13 protein-coding genes and 1 pseudogene are annotated in these 17,701 nt (G+C 62.8%); 8 read left to right on the plus strand and 6 right to left on the minus strand.

Annotated elements, in window-relative coordinates; genetic code table 11:
• Nucleotide 1: 1 nt before the first annotated feature.
• The 6 genes and pseudogenes from QIY50_14990 to norR form a co-directional block, all read right to left on the minus strand.
• Nucleotides 2-3,095, minus strand: a pseudogene (locus tag QIY50_14990) (multidrug efflux RND transporter permease subunit).
• Nucleotides 3,092-4,255 (minus strand): efflux RND transporter periplasmic adaptor subunit, encoded by a 1,164-nt coding sequence (locus tag QIY50_14995; GenBank protein WGV18759.1) that lies wholly within the window; start codon nt 4,253-4,255, stop codon nt 3,092-3,094. Before QIY50_14995 ends, QIY50_14990 begins: the two are co-directional and overlap by 4 nt.
• A gap of 269 nt (nt 4,256-4,524) precedes the next feature.
• On the minus strand, nt 4,525-5,259 hold the full coding sequence (locus QIY50_15000; GenBank protein WGV18760.1) for a YkgJ family cysteine cluster protein: 735 nt from the start codon (nt 5,257-5,259) through the stop codon (nt 4,525-4,527).
• On the minus strand, nt 5,256-5,567 hold the full coding sequence (locus QIY50_15005; protein ID WGV18761.1) for a hypothetical protein: 312 nt from the start codon (nt 5,565-5,567) through the stop codon (nt 5,256-5,258). Before QIY50_15005 ends, QIY50_15000 begins: the two co-directional genes overlap by 4 nt.
• An 88-nt stretch (nt 5,568-5,655) precedes the next feature.
• Nucleotides 5,656-6,555: a chemotaxis protein gene (locus QIY50_15010; protein ID WGV18762.1), complete on the minus strand. Its 900-nt coding sequence runs from the start codon at nt 6,553-6,555 to the stop codon at nt 5,656-5,658.
• A gap of 199 nt (nt 6,556-6,754) precedes the next feature.
• Nucleotides 6,755-8,308, minus strand: coding sequence for a nitric oxide reductase transcriptional regulator NorR (gene norR, locus QIY50_15015; GenBank protein ID WGV18763.1), 1,554 nt, complete (start codon nt 8,306-8,308; stop codon nt 6,755-6,757).
• A 154-nt stretch (nt 8,309-8,462) separates the two neighbouring features.
• Here norR and hmpA point away from each other — a divergent pair, with 154 nt between their 5' ends.
• The 8 genes from hmpA to alaC all read left to right on the plus strand — a co-directional run bounded on the left by hmpA (nt 8,463) and on the right by alaC (nt 17,540).
• Entirely contained in the window at nt 8,463-9,641 is a 1,179-nt protein-coding gene (gene hmpA / locus QIY50_15020) for an NO-inducible flavohemoprotein (GenBank protein WGV18764.1), read from the plus strand.
• 461 nt (nt 9,642-10,102) lie between these two features.
• Complete coding sequence (locus tag QIY50_15025; protein WGV18765.1) at nt 10,103-10,609, plus strand: disulfide bond formation protein B; 507 nt, start codon at nt 10,103-10,105, stop codon at nt 10,607-10,609.
• A gap of 559 nt (nt 10,610-11,168) precedes the next feature.
• Nucleotides 11,169-12,113: a ubiquinol oxidase subunit II gene (gene cyoA, locus QIY50_15030; protein WGV18766.1), complete on the plus strand. Its 945-nt coding sequence runs from the start codon at nt 11,169-11,171 to the stop codon at nt 12,111-12,113.
• Between the two features lie 3 nt (nt 12,114-12,116).
• Entirely contained in the window at nt 12,117-14,135 is a 2,019-nt protein-coding gene (cyoB, locus tag QIY50_15035; protein ID WGV18767.1) for a cytochrome o ubiquinol oxidase subunit I, read from the plus strand.
• A 3-nt stretch (nt 14,136-14,138) separates the two neighbouring features.
• Nucleotides 14,139-14,762, plus strand: coding sequence for a cytochrome o ubiquinol oxidase subunit III (gene cyoC, locus QIY50_15040; protein ID WGV18768.1), 624 nt, complete (start codon nt 14,139-14,141; stop codon nt 14,760-14,762).
• Nucleotides 14,762-15,094, plus strand: coding sequence for a cytochrome o ubiquinol oxidase subunit IV (cyoD, locus tag QIY50_15045; GenBank protein ID WGV18769.1), 333 nt, complete (start codon nt 14,762-14,764; stop codon nt 15,092-15,094). Before cyoC ends, cyoD begins: the two co-directional genes overlap by 1 nt.
• An 11-nt stretch (nt 15,095-15,105) precedes the next feature.
• A complete protein-coding gene (cyoE, locus tag QIY50_15050) occupies nt 15,106-15,993 on the plus strand; it encodes a heme o synthase (protein ID WGV18770.1) in 888 nt (295 codons plus the stop codon).
• 338 nt (nt 15,994-16,331) lie between these two features.
• Nucleotides 16,332-17,540: an alanine transaminase gene (alaC, locus tag QIY50_15055; protein WGV18771.1), complete on the plus strand. Its 1,209-nt coding sequence runs from the start codon at nt 16,332-16,334 to the stop codon at nt 17,538-17,540.
• Nucleotides 17,541-17,701 lie beyond the last annotated feature (161 nt).

The following is a 17,701-nucleotide window of genomic DNA, read 5'->3' on the forward strand; positions in this document are numbered from 1 at the left end:
CCTAACTGGCACTGGGCGCCGCCACACGGGCGGCCTGGCGGCGGTGGAACAGGCGCTCCAGGGCCAAGTATATGACCGGGGTGGTGAACAGCGTCAGCGCCTGGCTCACCAGCAGGCCGCCAACCACAGCGATGCCCAGTGGCTGGCGCAGTTCCGCACCGGTGCCGAAGCCGAACATCAGCGGCAGCGCGCCGAGCAAGGCGGCCAGGGTAGTCATGATGATCGGGCGGAAGCGCGTCAGGCAGGCCTGGTGGATCGCCTGCTGCGGGGTCAGGCCCTGGCGGCGTTGGGCTTCGAGGGCGAAGTCGATCAGCAGGATGCCGTTTTTCTTGACGATGCCGATCAGCAGCACCACGCCGATCAGCCCCATGATGCTGAAGTCCTGGCCCATGGCCCACAGCAGAATCAGCGCGCCAAGGCCGGCCGAGGGCAGGGTGGAGATGATCGTCAGCGGGTGGACGAAGCTTTCGTACAGCACGCCGAGAATGATGTACACCGCCACCAGCGCAGCCAGGATCAGCCACGGCTGGCTCGACAGCGAGCTCTGGAAGGCCTGGGCCGCGCCCTGGAAGTTGCCGCTGATGGAATCGGGCATGCCCAGCTCGCGCTGGGTGCGCTCGAGGATGGTCACTGCATCGCCCAAGGCCACGCCAGGGGCCAGGTTGAACGACAGGTTGGCCGCCGGGAACAGGCCGTCGTGGCTGATCGACAGCGGCCCGGTACTGGGCGGCGCCACATGGGCCACTGCCGACAGCGGCACCATCTCGTTGGTCAATGGCGAGCGCAGGTAGAACAAGTTGAGGCTTTCGGCCTTGCCGCGCTGGCGGGCATCCAATTCGAGGATCACCTTGTACTGGTTGGTCTCGGTCTGGAATTCACTGATCTGCCGCTGGCCGAAGGCGTCGTACAACGCCTGGTCGACGTCGGTGGTGGTCAGGCCGAAACGTGCCGCGGCCTGGCGGTCGATATCGATGCGGGTGACGCTGGCGCCCAGTTGCAGGTCGTTGGACAGGTCGCGGAACGCCGGGTTTTCCCGCAGGCGCTCGGTCAGGCGTTGGGTCCACAGGTTCAGTGCCATGCCGTCGTTGCTCTTGAGTACGTACTGGTACTGGGTGCGCGACGGGCCGGAGCTGAGGTTGATGTCCTGGCCGGCACGCATGTACAGGACAATGCCCGGCACCTGGGCCAGCTTGGGCCGCAGCCGGTCGATCAGTTCGCTGGCGGAGACATCGCGTTCGCCACGCGGTTTCAGGGCGATCCAGAAGCGGCCGTTGGCGATGGTCTGGTTGCTGCCGGTGACGCCCACCGAGTGCGAGAACGCGCGCACTGCCGGGTCGGCACCGATGATTTTTGCCAACGCCTGGTGCTTCTCGATCATCGAGGGGTAGGACACATCCGCCGCTGCCTCGCTGGTGCCGAGAATGAAGCCAGTGTCCTGCAGCGGAAAAAAGCCCTTGGGAATGGCCATGTAACCGAGCACCGCCAGTGCCAGCGTCACGCCAAAGACGCCGAGGGTCAAACGCTGGTGGGCGAGGGCGCGGTCCAGGCCCTTTTCGTACCACCTGACCAGCCGTTCGCCGAAGCCATCCTTGTGCTCACTGGGCGGGCGGCGCATGAACAATGCGCACAGGGTTGGCGCCAGGGTCAGCGAAACCACCACCGAAATCAGGATGGTGGACGTGGCGGTAAGGGCGAACTCCTTGAACAGCCGGCCGACCACGCCGCCCATGAACAACAGCGGGATGAACGCGGCGATCAGCGAGAAGCTGATCGACACCACGGTGAAGCCGATTTCCCCGGCGCCCTTGAGCGCTGCCGTGCGGCTGTCGTCGCCGGCCTCCAGGTGACGGTGGATGTTTTCCACCACGACGATGGCATCGTCGACCACGAAGCCCACCGAGATGACGATGGCCACCAGGGTCAGGTTGTTCAGGCTGAAGCCGAAAACGTACATCAGCGCGCAGCTGGCGATCAGCGACACGCCGAGTACGCTGGACACCACCAGGGTCGCCGACCACTGGCGCAGGAACAGCGCCATCACCCCGATCACCAGGGCCACGGCGATCATCAGGGTCAGCTCCACTTCATGCAGCGAAGCACGGATGGTCTGGGTGCGGTCCTGAAGCACCGACACTTCGACCGAAGCTGGCAGCATCTGCTGCAGCTTTGGCAGGGCGGCCATTACCCGGTCCACGGTATCGACGATGTTGGCGCCGGGCTGGCGGAAGATCACCAGGTTCAGCCCTGGCTGGTCGCCGGACCAGGCTTTGACGTAGGCGTTCTCGGCGCCGTCGATCACCTTGGCCACGTCCCTCAGGTGCACCGGCGCACCGTCACGGTAGGAGACGATCAGCTGGGCGTAGTCGTCGGGGTGAAACAACTGGTCGTTGGCGGCGATGGTCGACACGCTGTGCTCGCCGTACAGCGCTCCCTTTGCCAGGTTCAGGCTGGTCTGCTGGATGGCCTGGCGCAGGTCGGCCAGGGTCAGGCCGATGGCTGCCAGCTTCTCGGGTTGCGCCTGCACGCGGATCGCCGGGCGCAGTTGCCCGGTGATGTTGATCAGGCCCACCCCTTCGATCTGGCTCAGCTGGCGCGCCAGCAGGGTTTCGGCGTAGTCGCTGAGGTCGTTGCCGGGCATCTGGCTGGAGCTGACGGTCATCACCAGCACTGGGCTGTCGGCCGGGTTGACCTTGCGCCAGGTCGGCGGGTTGGGCAGGTCTTGCGGCAGGCGCGCAGTGGCGGTGTTGATTGCCGCCTGCACCTCCTGGGCGGCAGTGTCGATGTTCTTGTCGAGCGTGAACTGCAGGATCAGGGTGGTCGAGCCCAGCGCGCTGCTGCTGGTCATCTGGGTCATGCCGGGGATGGCGCTGAACTTGCACCTCCAGCGGCGTGGCTACCGACGAAGCCATGGTTTCCGGGCTGGCGCCGGGCAGCTGGGCGGTGACCTGGATGGTCGGGAAGTCGGCTTCCGGCAGAGGGGCCACCGGCAGGCGAGGGAAGGCGATGGCCCCCAGCAGCACCAGGGCGAAGGTCAGCAGCAAGGTCGCGATGGGGTGGTCGATGCACCAGGCCGAAACACCGTTGCGCGTGTTCATGGCTGGCTCCGGCGGTCGGCCATTTCCGAAGGAGCGGGGGCGTCGGGGGCCACTTCGACCCGTGAACCCGGCTTGAGCCGCGACTGGCCGTCGAGCACCAGGCGCTCGCCCGGCTTGACCCCGGCAATGATGGTTTGCCCGCTGTCCTGGTATAGCACCTTGACCGGTACACTGGTGACCTTGTCACCGTCCAGGCGGTAGACGAAGTGCCCGTCGACACCGCGCTGTACCACCGGCGGCGGCACCACCAGGGCGTTTTCTTCCACGGCAGTAAGCAGGCGGATGGTGACCAGTTGGCCCGGCCACAGGCGGCCGTCCTTGTTGTCGAACTCGGCTTTTACCCGAACGGTGCCGGTGGTGGCGGAAATCTGGTTGTCGATCAGTGCCAGGTGGCCTTCGCCTAACAGGCTGCGTTCGCCGTCGGCGTCCATGTAGGCCTGCACCGGTGCCGGGGTGGGCGCCTTCAGCAGGCTCTGCAGGGTCGGCAGCATTTGCTGCGGCAGCGCGAATTCGACGGCGATCGGGTCGATCTGGGTAACGCTGAACAGGCTGCGGGTATCGCTGGTACGCACCAGGTTGCCGGTGTCGACATTGCGGATTCCCACCCGGCCGGTAACTGGCGAGCGGATTTGCGTGTACGAAAGCTGCACCTCGGCATTGGCGATGGCCGCCTGGTTGCCCTTTACCGTGGCTTGCAGGCGGTTGACCAAGGCCTGCTGCTGGTCGAGGGTCTGCTTCGACACGCCGTTGTCGGTACTCAACAGGCGGTAGCGCTGCAGGTCGACATTGGCGACCTGGATCTGCGCCTGGCTCTGGCCGAGTTCGGCACGAGTCTGATCGAGGCTGGCGCGGATGGCTCGGTCGTCGAGGGTGGCCAGCAGGTCCCCTTCCTTCACCCACTGGCCTTCCTTGACCAGCACCTGGGTCAGTACCCCCTCCACTTGCGGGCGCACCTCGACGCTGTGCAGCGACAGCACCGAACCGATGGCGCTGGCATAGTGCGGCACGTTCTGCTGGACAACACTGACCACGCGCACCGGGACGGCGGTTTGCGCGCGGGCGGCAGGTGCTGGCTGGCGCTGGCCGAACCAGATGCCCGCTACCGCCAGGACCAGGAGTGCCAGGGCGGCGAGGATGACAGGGCGGGACGGACGTCGCATCGGTGCGGGCACCTTGGCCATTGGTGAGGAAAGAGGGCTGTAGTCAACTTTATAGTCCCCGAACCGGGTCGGCAGCGTGACCGCTGGCTGACAGCACTGTCAGTTTCGTGGCATGCGAACGGCGACCCCTGTGGGAGCGGGCATGCCCGCGAAGAATACAACGCGGTGGATGGCACCGGCTGCGCCGGTGTTCGCGGGCACGCCCGCTCCCACAGGGGACGCGGCAGGCTTTGGTTCCTTAGCAAGGCAGTTGCCTTGCAAAGGCATAGCTAGAAGCTGATAAAGGCGTAATACACCGGGGGCTCGTTGGTGGTGCGCAATCCATGTTCCTGCAAGCTCGTCACCAGCGCCTCATCCTCCACATGCAGGGTCCACTGCGCCCGGGCATTCTCCGGAACCTGCGCCAAAGCTGCAGCAAACGCCCCCATGTCCGGCAGATAGGCAGTAAACCCGTTGCCCTTGAGCGCACTGGTGGTCATCCCCAGCGCCTGGCACACCGCTACCTTGGCGGCGATGTCATCGCGGTCGGCCTGGCGCGAGGCCTGCACCAGCGCCTCTAGCCCGGCATCGACCAGTTGCGTGCCGTGAATCAGCTCCGGCCCCTGCTGCCAGGCTTGCGGCGGGCAGTCCTTGCTGTCTGGCCGCAGCGGGATATGCGGGTTGATTTCCACCGGGTAGATGCGACAGACCAGCGGCCGTTGGTCGTAGATGGTACACAGGTCGTTGTCGTCGAGGTTGCGGCAGCGCCCGGGGTTGAACGCGGCAAAAGTCACCGATACACGTGCCTCGCTGTCGCCGCAGGGCACGGGATGGGAACGACGCAGCACATGATCACGTTGTTCTACCGGCATGCCAGGCCCGTCTACCACGAAGGCTTCGATCAGCACCACCACCTGGCCGGCGTTGTCCGCCCAGCGACGCGCCTCGGCCAGGGTCAAGGGCACGTGGTGGCCGGTGCAGCACTTGCCGCAGCCGGTACAGGCGAAACGCAGGTTGTCGGTCACTTGGCTTCCGGACTCCATTCGCTGACGAAGGCACGCTGGTGCTGGCGGTCGTACAGGCACAGTTCGGTACCGGTGCGATGCTGCATGTGTTTCTGTGGGTAGACGCCTTCGATCAGCAGGGCGCTCATGCCCACCTGGTCATCGAACTCGGCGGGCTTGCTGCGGGCGTGGGCGTCCTTGAACTGGCTGGCGGCCAGGCAAGCCTTGAGCATCTGCTGGCGCTGCTCGTTCCAGGCCTGGCTGCTGGAGGCCTGGGCGATACCGCTGACGAGGGCGCAAGTGAACAGGATAGAACTGAGAAACTTCATACGCGATTCCGGCAAATTACTTGCGAGGGGCGCGAATTATGCCCGACTCGCCCCCGGCGGCAAGCCGGGGAGTTTGTCTCCGAATATATCAGCGCTCGGCGAACGCCACGGCGCGCGCCGCCACCACCAGACAATCGGTCAGCTCCGGCGAGGAGAACTTGGTGAGGATGGCATTGGCTCCGGCCTGGGTCGCCTTTTCTCCGCTCATGGCGCTGTCCAGCGAGGTATGGAGCAGTATGTACAGGTGCTGGAAGTCGGGGGTTTCGCGCAGGGTGCGGGTGAAGGCGTAGCCGTCCATTTCGCTCATTTCGATGTCGGAAACGACCACGTTGATTTCCTGCGCGGTGCCTTGCAGTTCCAGCAACACGTTGATGGCGTCCTTGGCGCTGCGCGCAGTGTGGCATTCGATGCCGAGGTTGCGCAGGGTGTGCACTGACTGCTGCAGGGCCACCAGGCTATCGTCCACCACCAGGATGTTGGCGGCGGCCAGCAGGCTGATGTCTTCGTCGTTCAGGGTGTGGTGAGACGGCTCGGGCACCGGGGGAGCGATGGCGTGGATGACTTTTTCGATGTCCAGTACTTGCACCAGGGTGTTGTCGACCCGGGTTACGCCGGTGATGAACGAGCGGTTGCCCGAGCCGTAGGGTGGTGGTTTGATGTCGGTGCTCAGGCAATGCACGATGCGGCTGACCGCCTGCACATGCAGGCCCTGGCGCGAGCGGCTGATCTCGGTGACGATCAGGCAGCCACCATCCGGATCGGCCAGCGGCCGTTCGCCGATGGCGCGGGACAGGTCGATGACTGACAGCGAGTTGCCGCGCAGGGTCGCCACGCCTTTCACGTGGGGGTGCGATTCGGGCAGTTTGGTCAGCGCTGGGCAGGGGATGATCTCGCTGACCTTGAGCAGGTTGATTGCCATCAACTTGCCGCTGCGCAGGGTGAACAGCAGCAGGGACAGCGAGTCCGCGCGAGCATTTTGCGTGGCCATGGTGACCTTCGTGGGGAACAGGGGATAACCGGTTATCGGCCTGTTTGGGTCGGGCTTTAGTCATTTTGCACAGTGCCAGGGAATGCGTGGGCCCCTGTGGGAGCGGGCGCGCCCGCGAAGGCTTCGACGCGCTGCATGGCACCGGCTCTGCCGGTGTTCGCGGGCGCGCCCGCTCCCACAGGGGCGCCGCCGTTTCAGCTCAGCGCAGGCCCAGCCGACGGGCGAGGCGGCTAAGGTTGGCGCGGTCCAGCCCCAGCTCCCGGGCAGCCGCTGCCCAGTTTTCTTCGTGCCGCTGCAGGCAGGCCTCGATAATCTGGCGCTGGTAGTCGTCGACGGCTTCGCGCAGCCCTCCTTCGCATAGCGGTGCCGCCGGCAAGGGCACGGCAGGGGAGGGCGGGGTGCCGGGCGTTGTCGTTGCGCGCAGGTCCAGGTCGACGGCCGCCAGGGTGAGGATGCGGGGCCGGTCGGCATGTTGGCCCAGTGCCTTGAGCGCCGAGCGACCGATCAGGTGCTCCAGTTCACGCACGTTGCCCGGCCAGTCGTAGGCCAGCAGCGCGGCCTGGGCCTCGCTGCTCAGGCGCAGGCTGTTCAGCCCCAGGCGCGAACGGTTCTGTTCGAGGAAGTAGCCGGCCAACAGCAGCACATCTCGCCCACGCTCGCGCAACGGTGGCACATGCAGTGGGTACACGCTGAGGCGGTGATAGAAGTCGGCGCGGAAGTTGCCAGTGCGTACTTCTGCTGCCAGGTCGCGGTTGGTGGCGGCGATCAGGCGCACATCCACCCGGTGTTCACGGTCCGAGCCCAGGCGCTGCAACTGGCCGCTCTGCAGTACGCGCAAGAGCTTGGCCTGCACCGCCAACGGCAGTTCACCCACTTCGTCGAGGAACAGGGTGCCGCCATTGGCCAGCTCGAACTTGCCGCGGCGCTCGCCATGGGCGCCGGTGAAGGCGCCGCGCACATGGCCGAACAGTTCGCTTTCCACCAGGGTGTCAGGCAGGGCGGCACAGTTGAGGCTGACCAATGGTTTGTCGGCGCGGTTGCTGGCCTGGTGCAAGGCCTGGGCCACCAACTCCTTGCCGACGCCGGTCTCACCGGTGATCAGCACGGTCAGGTCGCTGCCACCGACCAGGCGGATTTCCTCCACCAGGCGCTTGTGTGCAGGGCTCTGGCCAATCAGCTCCCTGTCCTGGCCGCTGGCCTGGCGGTAGATCTCCGCGCGGCGGTGTTCGTCTTCCGCGCGCAGGGCCAGGTGTTCGATGCGCTCGGCCACGGTGACCGTGGCAGCGGCCAGGCTGGCGAAGGCCTGCAGGGCGCCCAGCTCCAGGCTCTGGAACTGCCCCGGGGTGAGGGCGTCGAGGGTTACCAGGCCCCAAGGGCGCTCGTCGACCATCAACGGGCAGCCCATGCAATCATGGACTTCCAGGTTGGCATCAGGGGCGTTGACCAGGCCGTCGTAAGGGTCGGGCAGCCCGGAATCGCTGGCGAAGCGGGTGGGTTCCGGGCTGCTGAGCAGGATCTGGAAACGTGGGTGCTCGCTGACCCGGAAGCGCCGGCCCAAGGTATCGGGGCTCAGGCCGTCCACTGCCAGCGGCACCAGCCACTCGCCGTCCAGGCGCAGCAGCGCGGCGGCATCGCAGGGCAGCAACCCACGCATGGCCTGCAGCAGGCGGCGATAGCGTTCCTGGTCGGGCAGGTCGCGTGACAGGTCGCTGACCAGCGGCAGCAGGGTGGTGAGCAGCGGTTTTGTGGTCATATGGACTCCCGTTAGTCGATTTGACTATACGTCGAGGTGGGTCGTTTTGACATGACCTGTGTCAAACCCCTGATTTTGCTGCTGATAAAAGTTGGCACGATTGCTGTAACAGCCGTGGCAGTCATTTGAAGCCACAGGCTCAGGAGTTGTTGCAATGCTCAATGCCGAACAACGTGCAATCATCAAGGCCACCGTTCCCCTGCTGGAAAGCGGCGGTGAAGCGCTGACCACCCACTTCTACAAGATGATGCTCAGCGAGTACCCGCAAGTGCGCCCGCTGTTCAACCAGGCCCACCAGGCCAGCGGTGACCAGCCCCGTGCCCTGGCCAACGGCGTGCTGATGTATGCCCGCCACATCGACCAGCTGGAGCAGCTGGGCGGCCTGGTCGGCCAGATCATCAACAAGCACGTTGCCTTGCAGATTCTGCCGGAGCACTACCCGATCGTCGGCAGCTGCCTGCTGCGTGCCATCGAAGAAGTGCTGGGCAAGGAAATCGCTACCCCCGCCGTGATCGACGCCTGGGGGGCAGCCTATGGTCAGTTGGCCGACATCCTGATCGGCGCGGAAGAGAACCTTTATAAACAGAAGGAAGAAGCCGAAGGCGGCTGGCGCGGTACCCGCGAGTTCCGCCTGGTACGCCGTGAACAGGAAAGCAGCGAAATCGTTTCGTTCTACTTTGCTCCAGTGGACGGCAAGCCGGTGCTCAAGGCCGAGCCTGGCCAGTACATCGGCCTGAAGCTGGACATCGACGGCGCCGAGCAGCGCCGCAACTATTCCCTGTCGGCACTGTGCGACGGCAAGGAATACCGCATCAGCGTCAAGCGCGAGGCGGGTGGCAAGGTCTCCAACTACCTGCACGACGTACTGGCGCTGGGCGATACCCTGCAGCTGTTCCCGCCGGCTGGCGATTTCACCCTGGCGGCGAGCGACAAGCCGCTGGTGCTGATCAGCGGTGGCGTGGGCATCACCCCGACCCTGCCAATGCTGCAGGCGGCACTGCAAACCCAGCGTGAGGTGCATTTCATCCACTGCGCGCGCAACGGCGCCGTGCATGCCTTCCGCGACTGGATCGACGAGCTGGCCGCGCGTCATCCGCAGCTCAAGCGCTTTTACTGCTACGCCGAACCGCAGGGGGGCGCCGCTGCCGATGCCGTCGGCCTGCTGAGCGAGGACCTGCTGGCCGAGTGGCTGCCGCAGGCGCGTGATGTGGATGCCTACTTCCTCGGGCCCAAGGGCTTCATGGCGGCGGTCAAGCGCCAGTTGAAGGGCCTGGGTGTGCCAGAGCAGCAGAGCCGCTACGAGTTCTTCGGGCCGGCGGCTGCGCTGGAGTGATGTAGCGCCCGTACCGTCCTCTTCGCGGGCTTGCCCGCTCCCACAGGGATTACACAAGCTTCAAACCTTGTGGGGTACTTGGTGGGAGCGGGCAGGCCCGCGAAGAGGCCGGTACAGGTTTACAGAGCCTTCATCCCAGCCGCTGGGCGCACCACACCTTCCTGCCTATATATAAAGGAGAGATGAAAGCGACTGTGCAGCTTTCATCTTTAATCCTCCTTTAATCACGGTATCCTTCACTCCCGGGTGTCGAGGGGCTTGCTCCTGCGCGGCACCCGGCAGCCGTTTTTTTGCCGCCCGGCGTTGAACCGACGTCGTTGCGGCCGGTCTCAGCCACACCGGATAGCCCTGCGCAGCGCTATCACGCCGCTTCCTCGACACGCTCAAAGGCCCTGCCCAGCGTGTAGACTTGCGCCCAGGCAGGCGGACCACGCTGCCACTATCCATCGAAGGAACCGGCAATGAACGAACAAACATCGCGCCTGAATCGGGAACGGCGCTTTCTGGTGCTGTTGGGCCTGATCTGCATTTCGCTGATCGGCGGCGCCCTCTACATGCAGATCGTCCTGGGCGAGGCTCCCTGCCCGTTGTGCATCCTGCAGCGTTATGCGCTGCTGTTCATCGCCGTGTTCGCCTTCATTGCCGCGGCGATGCCCGGGCGCCGCAGCCTGACCTTCTTCGAGGCACTGGTGGTGCTCAGCGCCATTGGCGGAATCGTTGCGGCCGGCAACCATGTGTATATACTCGCCAACCCCATGGTCAGTTGCGGCATCGACACCCTGCAGCCGATCGTGGACGATCTCCCGCTGGCCAAGCTCTGGCCGCTGGTGTTCCGGGTCGACGGCTTCTGCAGCACGCCGTACCCACCGATCCTCGGGTTGTCGCTGGCTCAATGGGCGTTGGTGGCGTTTGTCCTGACGGCCGTGCTGGTTCCGCTCGGTATCTATCGCAACCGACGCAGGGCTTAGACAAAAGTCCCGAATTGCATGGGGTCTTTTGCACCGCATGAGAAGAGGGAAAATTTGCTCCCCGCTTGATCCAGATCAACCCGGAGGCCTTGCAGAATGCGGCTTTGGGGCCTAGCAAGCGGGGTGCGACAAACTGTCGCGAAGTTGAATTTCCGAGCAGTATTGTTACGGATTCTGTAAAAGACTGTTGCTCAATAAGTCATAGTCAAGGGTTGGCGACCTATCTACAATCGCCCCCAATTTCCGTTCGGCACTGCTTGCAAGTCGCAGGATTGAAGGAAGCCCCAGCGCTCCTTTTTGCTGACTTCGTCAAGTTTCGCCCAACGGCGATACCGGGCGGACCCCCCTCCGCGTTTTCCCGCACCAAATGGACTTGGTCTGAAGTACAGGCCTGTTGCCTACGAAACCATAAGCACCGCTAACTCGCTTCACGCCTAGGTCCTGCAGTCGGACCCCGGGCAGGAGCGAGTACGGGCGCGAAATGCCGCACTTGGCAGGACGAAGTGTTGGCTACCAAAACACAAATTGCATTGAAGCAAGCTGATCTAGAGGTCGTGAGATGAGTAAAAAGCGTTACCCCAGACTGTTTGGCATATTGCCCTTTTTAGGCATGCTTTTACTCAGTGGGTGCAACTGGACCCTGCTCGACCCGAAGGGCCAGGTCGGCATTGAGCAAAAGAACCTGATCCTGATCGCTACCGGCCTGATGCTGCTGGTGGTGATTCCGGTCATCATCATGACCGTGGTTTTCGCCTGGAAGTACCGTGCTTCCAACAAGGCCGCCACCTACACCCCAGACTGGTCGCACTCGACCAAGATCGAAGCCGCGGTGTGGATCATCCCGATCCTGATCATCATCGCCCTGGGCTACTTCACCTACCACTCCACCCACAAGCTGGACCCGTACCGTCCGCTGGATTCCGACGTGAAGCCAGTGCAGATCGACGTGGTCGCACTGGACTGGAAGTGGCTGTTCATCTACCCGGAGCAGGGCATTGCCACGGTCAACAAGATCGTCTTCCCGGCTAACACTCCGGTCAACTTCCGCGTCACTTCCGACGCCGTGATGAACTCGTTCTTCATCCCGGGCCTGGGCGGCCAGATCTACGCCATGGCCGGCATGACCACCAAGCTGCACCTGATCGCCAACGAAAACGGCGAGTTCGACGGTATCAGCGCCAACTACAGCGGTGCTGGCTTCACCGGCATGAAATTCAAGGCTACTGCCACCTCCCAGGAAGACTTCGACAAGTGGGTCGCCGAGGTCAAGCAGTCGCCGAAGAAGCTGGACAAGGCCGAATACGACGCCTTGGCCAAACCAAGCGAAAACAACCCGGTCGCGCTGTACAGCGAGGCTTCGCCTGACCAGTTCCAGCTGATCGTCGACAAGTACGAAGGCATGAACCGCGGTCGTCCGAGCCACGAAGAAGCAGGCAGCAAAGATCTGGCCACTACCAAGGGTGTGGAATCGAGTATGCAACCAGCTGCCGGTGCAGAGGAGTAAGAGATGTTCGGTAAACTAAGCCTGGAGGCGATACCCTATCACGAGCCGATAGTCATGGTGACACTTGCCATGATTGCGCTCGGTGGTATCGCTGTCGTCGGTGCTATCACCTACTTCCGCAAGTGGACCTACTTGTGGACCGAGTGGTTGACGACTGTCGACCACAAGAAAATCGGGGTGATGTACATCATCGTCGCGATGGTCATGCTGCTGCGCGGCTTTGCCGACGCCATCATGATGCGTACCCAGCTGGCTGCCGCTACCGGTGGCTCCGAAGGCTACCTGCCGCCTGAACACTATGACCAGATCTTCACCGCTCACGGTGTGATCATGATCATCTTCATGGCGATGCCGTTCTTCACCGGCCTGATGAACCTGGCGGTTCCTCTGCAGATCGGTGCACGTGACGTTGCCTTCCCGTTCCTGAACTCCCTGAGCTTCTACCTGTTGCTGGCAGGCGTGCTGCTGGTCAACATCTCGCTGGGCGTTGGTGAATTCGCCAAGACCGGCTGGGTTGCCTATCCGCCGCTCGCGGGCATTCAGTACAGCCCTGGGGTGGGTGTCGACTACTACATCTGGGCGCTACAGCTATCCGGACTGGGTACGACGCTGACCGGCGTGAACTTCCTCGTCACCGTGATGAAGATGCGCGCACCTGGCATGAAGCTGATGGACATGCCGATCTTCACCTGGACCTGCACCTGGGCCAACGTGCTGATCGTGGCTTCGTTCCCGATCCTGACCGCTGCACTCGCACTGCTGACTGTTGACCGTTATCTGGACTTCCACATCTTCACCAACGAGCTTGGTGGGAACCCGATGATGTACGTCAACCTGTTCTGGGCGTGGGGTCACCCTGAGGTGTACATCCTGATCCTGCCGGCCTTCGGTGTGTTCTCGGAAGTCACTTCTACCTTCTCCGGCAAGCGTCTGTTCGGCCACCACTCGATGATCTACGCATCGGGCGCCATCGCCGTGCTGGGCTTCGCTGTATGGCTGCACCACTTCTTCACCATGGGTGCCGGCGCCAGCGTCAACACCTTCTTCGGCCTGGCGACGATGCTGATCTCCATTCCGACCGGTGTGAAGCTGTTCAACTGGCTGTTCACCATCTACCAGGGCCGTCTGCGCTTCACCGCGCCGATCATGTGGACCCTGGGCTTCATGATCACCTTCTCCATCGGTGGCATGACTGGCGTTCTGCTGGCTGTACCAGGTGCTGACTTCGTACTGCACAACAGCCTGTTCGTAATTGCTCACTTCCACAACGTGATCATCGGTGGTGCGGTATTCGGCTACATCGCCGGCTTCGCCTACTGGTTCCCGAAAGCCTTCGGTTTCACCCTGAACGAGAAGTGGGGCAAAGCTGCCTTCTGGTTCTGGATCTCGGGCTTCTACGTAGCGTTCATGCCGCTGTACGCCCTGGGCTTCATGGGCATGACCCGTCGTCTGAACCACTCCGACAACCCACTGTGGGAACCCTACCTGTACGTAGCCGTTGTCGGCGCCGTGCTGATCCTGTTCGGTATCGCCTGCCAGCTGATCCAGCTGTACGTATCGGTTCGCGACCGCAACCAGAACCTGGACGTGACCGGCGACCCATGGGGCGGCCGTACCCTGGAATGGTCGACTTCGTCGCCACCTCCGTTCTACAACTTCGCCCACATGCCTGAGAAGGTTGGCCTGGATGCCTGGCACGAAGCCAAGGAAGCCGGCGTTGCCTACAAGCCTGCGGCCAAGTACGAAGCGATCCACATGCCGAGCAACACCTCTACCGGTTTGTTCATGGGCCTGTTCCTGACCGTCTTCGGCTTCGCCTTCATCTGGCACATCTGGTGGCTGGTTGGCGCGAGCCTGGTTGCAACCATCGCTGTCTTCGTTCGCCACGCTGCGCGTGACGACCAGGGCTACATGGTTCCGGCCGAAGAAGTGGCGCGCATCGAAGGCGAGCGCATGAAAGCGCTGGCCAAAGCAGGTGCTCTGCCTGCCGGCGCACGTGTCGAATCGTTTGAGCGGGTGTAATCAATGTCCAGTCAAGTAATGCACGGTGCTGCTCATGGTCACGACCATGGGCATGACGACCACCACCACGACTCGGGCCAGATGACCGTACTTGGTTTCTGGCTGTACCTGATGACCGACTGCATCCTGTTTGCGTCGCTCTTCGCCACCTACGCGGTGCTGTCCGGCAGTTTTGCCGGCGGCCCGTCGGGTCATGACATTTTCCAGCTCGATTTCGTAGCTGTTGAAACGCTGTTCCTGCTGCTGTCCTCGATCACCTTCGGCTTCGCCATGCTGAAGATGTTCGATGGCAAGAAAGCGGGCGTACTGGGCTGGTTGGCTGTGACCTTCCTGTTCGGTGCAGGCTTCATCGCGATGGAAATCTACGAATTCCATCACCTGATCGCCGAGGGCTTCGGCCCGCAGCGCAGTGGCTTCCTGTCGGGCTTCTTCGCCCTGGTAGGCACCCACGGTCTGCACGTGACCGCCGGCCTGATCTGGATGGCAATCATGATGTACCAGATCAACAAGCACGGCATCACGCCGACCGCCAAGACCCGCATGAGCTGCCTGAGCCTGTTCTGGCACTTCCTGGACGTGGTCTGGATCTGCGTATTCACCGTCGTCTACCTGCTGGGAGTTCTGTAATGGCTAACGCACACGACACTCATCACGAAGGTAACCACGGCAGCGTCAAGTCGTACATGATCGGCTTCATCCTGTCGATCATCCTGACTGCGATCCCGTTCGGCCTGGCCATGTCGCCAAGCCTGCCGAAGAACCTGACCGTTCTGATCATTGTTGCCATGGCCGTGATCCAGGTAGTCGTACACCTCGTGTACTTCCTGCACATGGACCGCTCGAAAGAGCAACGCAACAACGTTTCGACGTTCCTGTTCACCACTCTGGTGATCGCTCTGCTTGTCGGCCTGTCGCTGTGGATCATGTTCAGCATCCACTTCGAAATGTTGGCCAAGTGAGGTAAGACTGCATGTCCGTTAAGCACTTTATCCAAATCACCAAACCGGGGATCATTTTCGGTAACGTGCTTTCCGTGGCAGGCGGTTTCTTCCTTGCCTCGAAGGGCCATGTGGATTTCGCCCTGTTCCTGGCGGTGGTGATCGGTACTTCGCTGGTGGTAGCGTCCGGATGCGTGTTCAACAACTGCATCGACCGTGACATCGACCACAAGATGGAGCGCACCAAGAACCGCGTCATGGTCCAGGGCGGCATGTCGCTGCCCCTCGCGCTGACCTACGCCACCCTGCTCGGGGTGGCGGGTTTCAGCCTGCTGTATGTCCAGGCCAACCCGCTGTCGGCGTTCTGTGCGCTGATCGGCTTCATCGTCTACGTCGGTTTCTACAGCCTGTGGCTGAAGCGTAAATCGGTGCACGGCACCTTGGTCGGCAGCCTGTCTGGTGCCATGCCTCCGGTGATCGGCTATTGCGCCGTCAGCAACAGCTTCGACCTGGCTGCGGTTACCCTGCTGGTGATGTTCAGCCTGTGGCAGATGCCGCACAGCTTCGCCATCGCCATCTTCCGCTTCAAGGATTACAGCGCTGCCAACATTCCGGTCCTGCCGGTGGCACGTGGTGTCCTCGCGGCGAAGAAGCAGATCGTGCTGTACGTGCTGGCCTTCGTGCTCGCGACCCTTATGCTTACCCTCGGCGGTTACGCCGGCCTCGGCTACCTGGCCGTGGCAGCTGCCATGGGCCTGTACTGGCTGTACATGGCCTGGGGTGGCTACAAGGCCGAGGACGACAGCAAGTGGGCCCGCAAGGTGTTCGGCTTCTCCATCCTCACCGTCACTGCCCTGAGTGTGATGATGGGTGTGGACAGCCAGACTGCCGCGGACGTGCTGATGACATACGCACGCTGAAATAGCTGCCTGTTTCACGAAAACCCCGGCCTCTGCGCCGGGGTTTTTTTATGGGTGTTTTTCCTGTGCCGGCCCTTTCGCGGGCTTGCCCGCTCCCACAGGTACGGCGCAAGTCTCAGGGGTTGTGGGTAACCCTGTGGGAGCGGGCAAGCCCGCGAAGAGGCCAGCGCAGGAAAGCATAAATCCCAGGTTTTCAAAAAATACATCTGAAAAGATATAACAAAACAGGAAATTGTCCTTTACAGGTATCCTGTTTCGGCATTATCTTCTGATCCAGGCCGCCACATCGGCCAGCGTCGCTCGGACGGTTCCGGGCGCTTACGTACTCAGAGGAAGCCATGGCCAACCCAGGTTCGCCGCGCCGCTTTGCGCGCATCGATCGTCTCCCCCCTTACGTCTTCAACATCACTGCCGAACTCAAGATGGCTGCCCGCCGCCGTGGCGAGGACATCATCGACCTGAGCATGGGCAACCCCGATGGCGCCACCCCGCCGCACATCGTCGAGAAGCTGGTGCAGGTCGCCCAGCGTGAAGACACCCACGGCTATTCCACCTCGCGCGGCATCCCGCGCCTGCGTCGGGCCATCTCCAACTGGTACAAGGAACGCTATGAGGTCGACATCGACCCGGAAAGCGAAGCCATCGTCACCATCGGCTCGAAGGAAGGCCTGGCGCACCTGATGCTGGCTACCCTCGACCAGGGCGACACGGTGCTGGTGCCCAACCCCAGCTACCCGATCCATATCTACGGGGCGGTGATCGCCGGTGCCCAGGTGCGTTCGGTACCGCTGGTGCCGGGTGTGGACTTCTTCAACGAGCTCGAGCGGGCCATCCGCGAGTCGATCCCCAAGCCGAAGATGATGATTCTTGGCTTCCCGTCCAACCCCACCGCCCAATGCGTGGAGCTGGACTTCTTCGAGCGTGTGGTGGCTTTGGCCAAGCAATACAACGTGCTGGTGGTGCATGACCTGGCCTACGCCGACATCGTCTACGACGGCTGGAAAGCCCCGTCGATCATGCAGGTGCCAGGGGCCAAGGACATTGCGGTGGAGTTTTTCACCCTGTCCAAGAGCTATAACATGGCTGGCTGGCGAATCGGCTTCATGGTCGGTAACCCCGAGCTGGTCAGCGCCCTGGCGCGGATCAAGAGCTACCACGACTACGGCACCTTCACCCCGCTGCAGGTGGCTGCCATTGCAGCCCTGGAAGGCGATCAGCAGTGCGTGCGCGACATCGCCGAGCAGTACCGCCAGCGCCGCAACCTGCTGGTGAAAGGGCTGCACGAGCTGGGCTGGATGGTCGAGAACCCCAAGGCCTCGATGTACGTCTGGGCGAAGATCCCGCCGGAGTATGCGCACCTGGGTTCGCTGGAGTTTTCCAAGAAGCTGCTGGCCGAGGCCAAGGTGTGCGTGTCGCCGGGGATTGGTTTTGGTGACTATGGCGACGACCATGTGCGCTTTGCCCTGATCGAGAACCAGGACCGAATTCGCCAGGCCATTCGCGGCATCCGCCAGATGTTCCGGGCTGACGGCCTGGCTCGCAAGTAAGGCCATTGGGGCCGCTTTGCGGCCCATCGCCGGCAAGCCAGCTCCCACAGGTACTGCACAAGGTTCTGGTCCTGTGGGGACCTTGTGGGAGCTGGCTTGCCGGCGATGGGCTGCAAAGCAGCCCCCTACGGACTCAAAGGCGAGCTTTCCGCCTGCATCTC

The sequence above is a fragment of the Pseudomonas putida genome (assembly GCA_029953615.1).
Classification (GTDB): Bacteria; Pseudomonadota; Gammaproteobacteria; order Pseudomonadales; family Pseudomonadaceae; genus Aquipseudomonas.

Excerpts from the sequence above, each read along its gene's own strand:
- cyoE (WGV18770.1), top strand. The coding sequence starts at position 15,106 with ATGTCCGTTAAGCACTTTATCCAAATCACCAAACCGGGGATCATTTTC.
- cyoB (WGV18767.1), top strand. The coding sequence starts at position 12,117 with ATGTTCGGTAAACTAAGCCTGGAGGCGATACCCTATCACGAGCCGATA.
- cyoC (WGV18768.1), top strand. The coding sequence starts at position 14,139 with ATGTCCAGTCAAGTAATGCACGGTGCTGCTCATGGTCACGACCATGGG.
- cyoA (WGV18766.1), top strand. The coding sequence starts at position 11,169 with ATGAGTAAAAAGCGTTACCCCAGACTGTTTGGCATATTGCCCTTTTTA.
- norR (WGV18763.1), bottom strand. The coding sequence starts at position 8,308 with ATGACCACAAAACCGCTGCTCACCACCCTGCTGCCGCTGGTCAGCGAC.
- QIY50_15005 (WGV18761.1), bottom strand. The coding sequence starts at position 5,567 with ATGAAGTTTCTCAGTTCTATCCTGTTCACTTGCGCCCTCGTCAGCGGT.
- alaC (WGV18771.1), top strand. The coding sequence starts at position 16,332 with ATGGCCAACCCAGGTTCGCCGCGCCGCTTTGCGCGCATCGATCGTCTC.
- cyoD (WGV18769.1), top strand. The coding sequence starts at position 14,762 with ATGGCTAACGCACACGACACTCATCACGAAGGTAACCACGGCAGCGTC.
- QIY50_14995 (WGV18759.1), bottom strand. The coding sequence starts at position 4,255 with ATGCGACGTCCGTCCCGCCCTGTCATCCTCGCCGCCCTGGCACTCCTG.
- hmpA (WGV18764.1), top strand. The coding sequence starts at position 8,463 with ATGCTCAATGCCGAACAACGTGCAATCATCAAGGCCACCGTTCCCCTG.
- QIY50_15025 (WGV18765.1), top strand. The coding sequence starts at position 10,103 with ATGAACGAACAAACATCGCGCCTGAATCGGGAACGGCGCTTTCTGGTG.
- QIY50_15010 (WGV18762.1), bottom strand. The coding sequence starts at position 6,555 with ATGGCCACGCAAAATGCTCGCGCGGACTCGCTGTCCCTGCTGCTGTTC.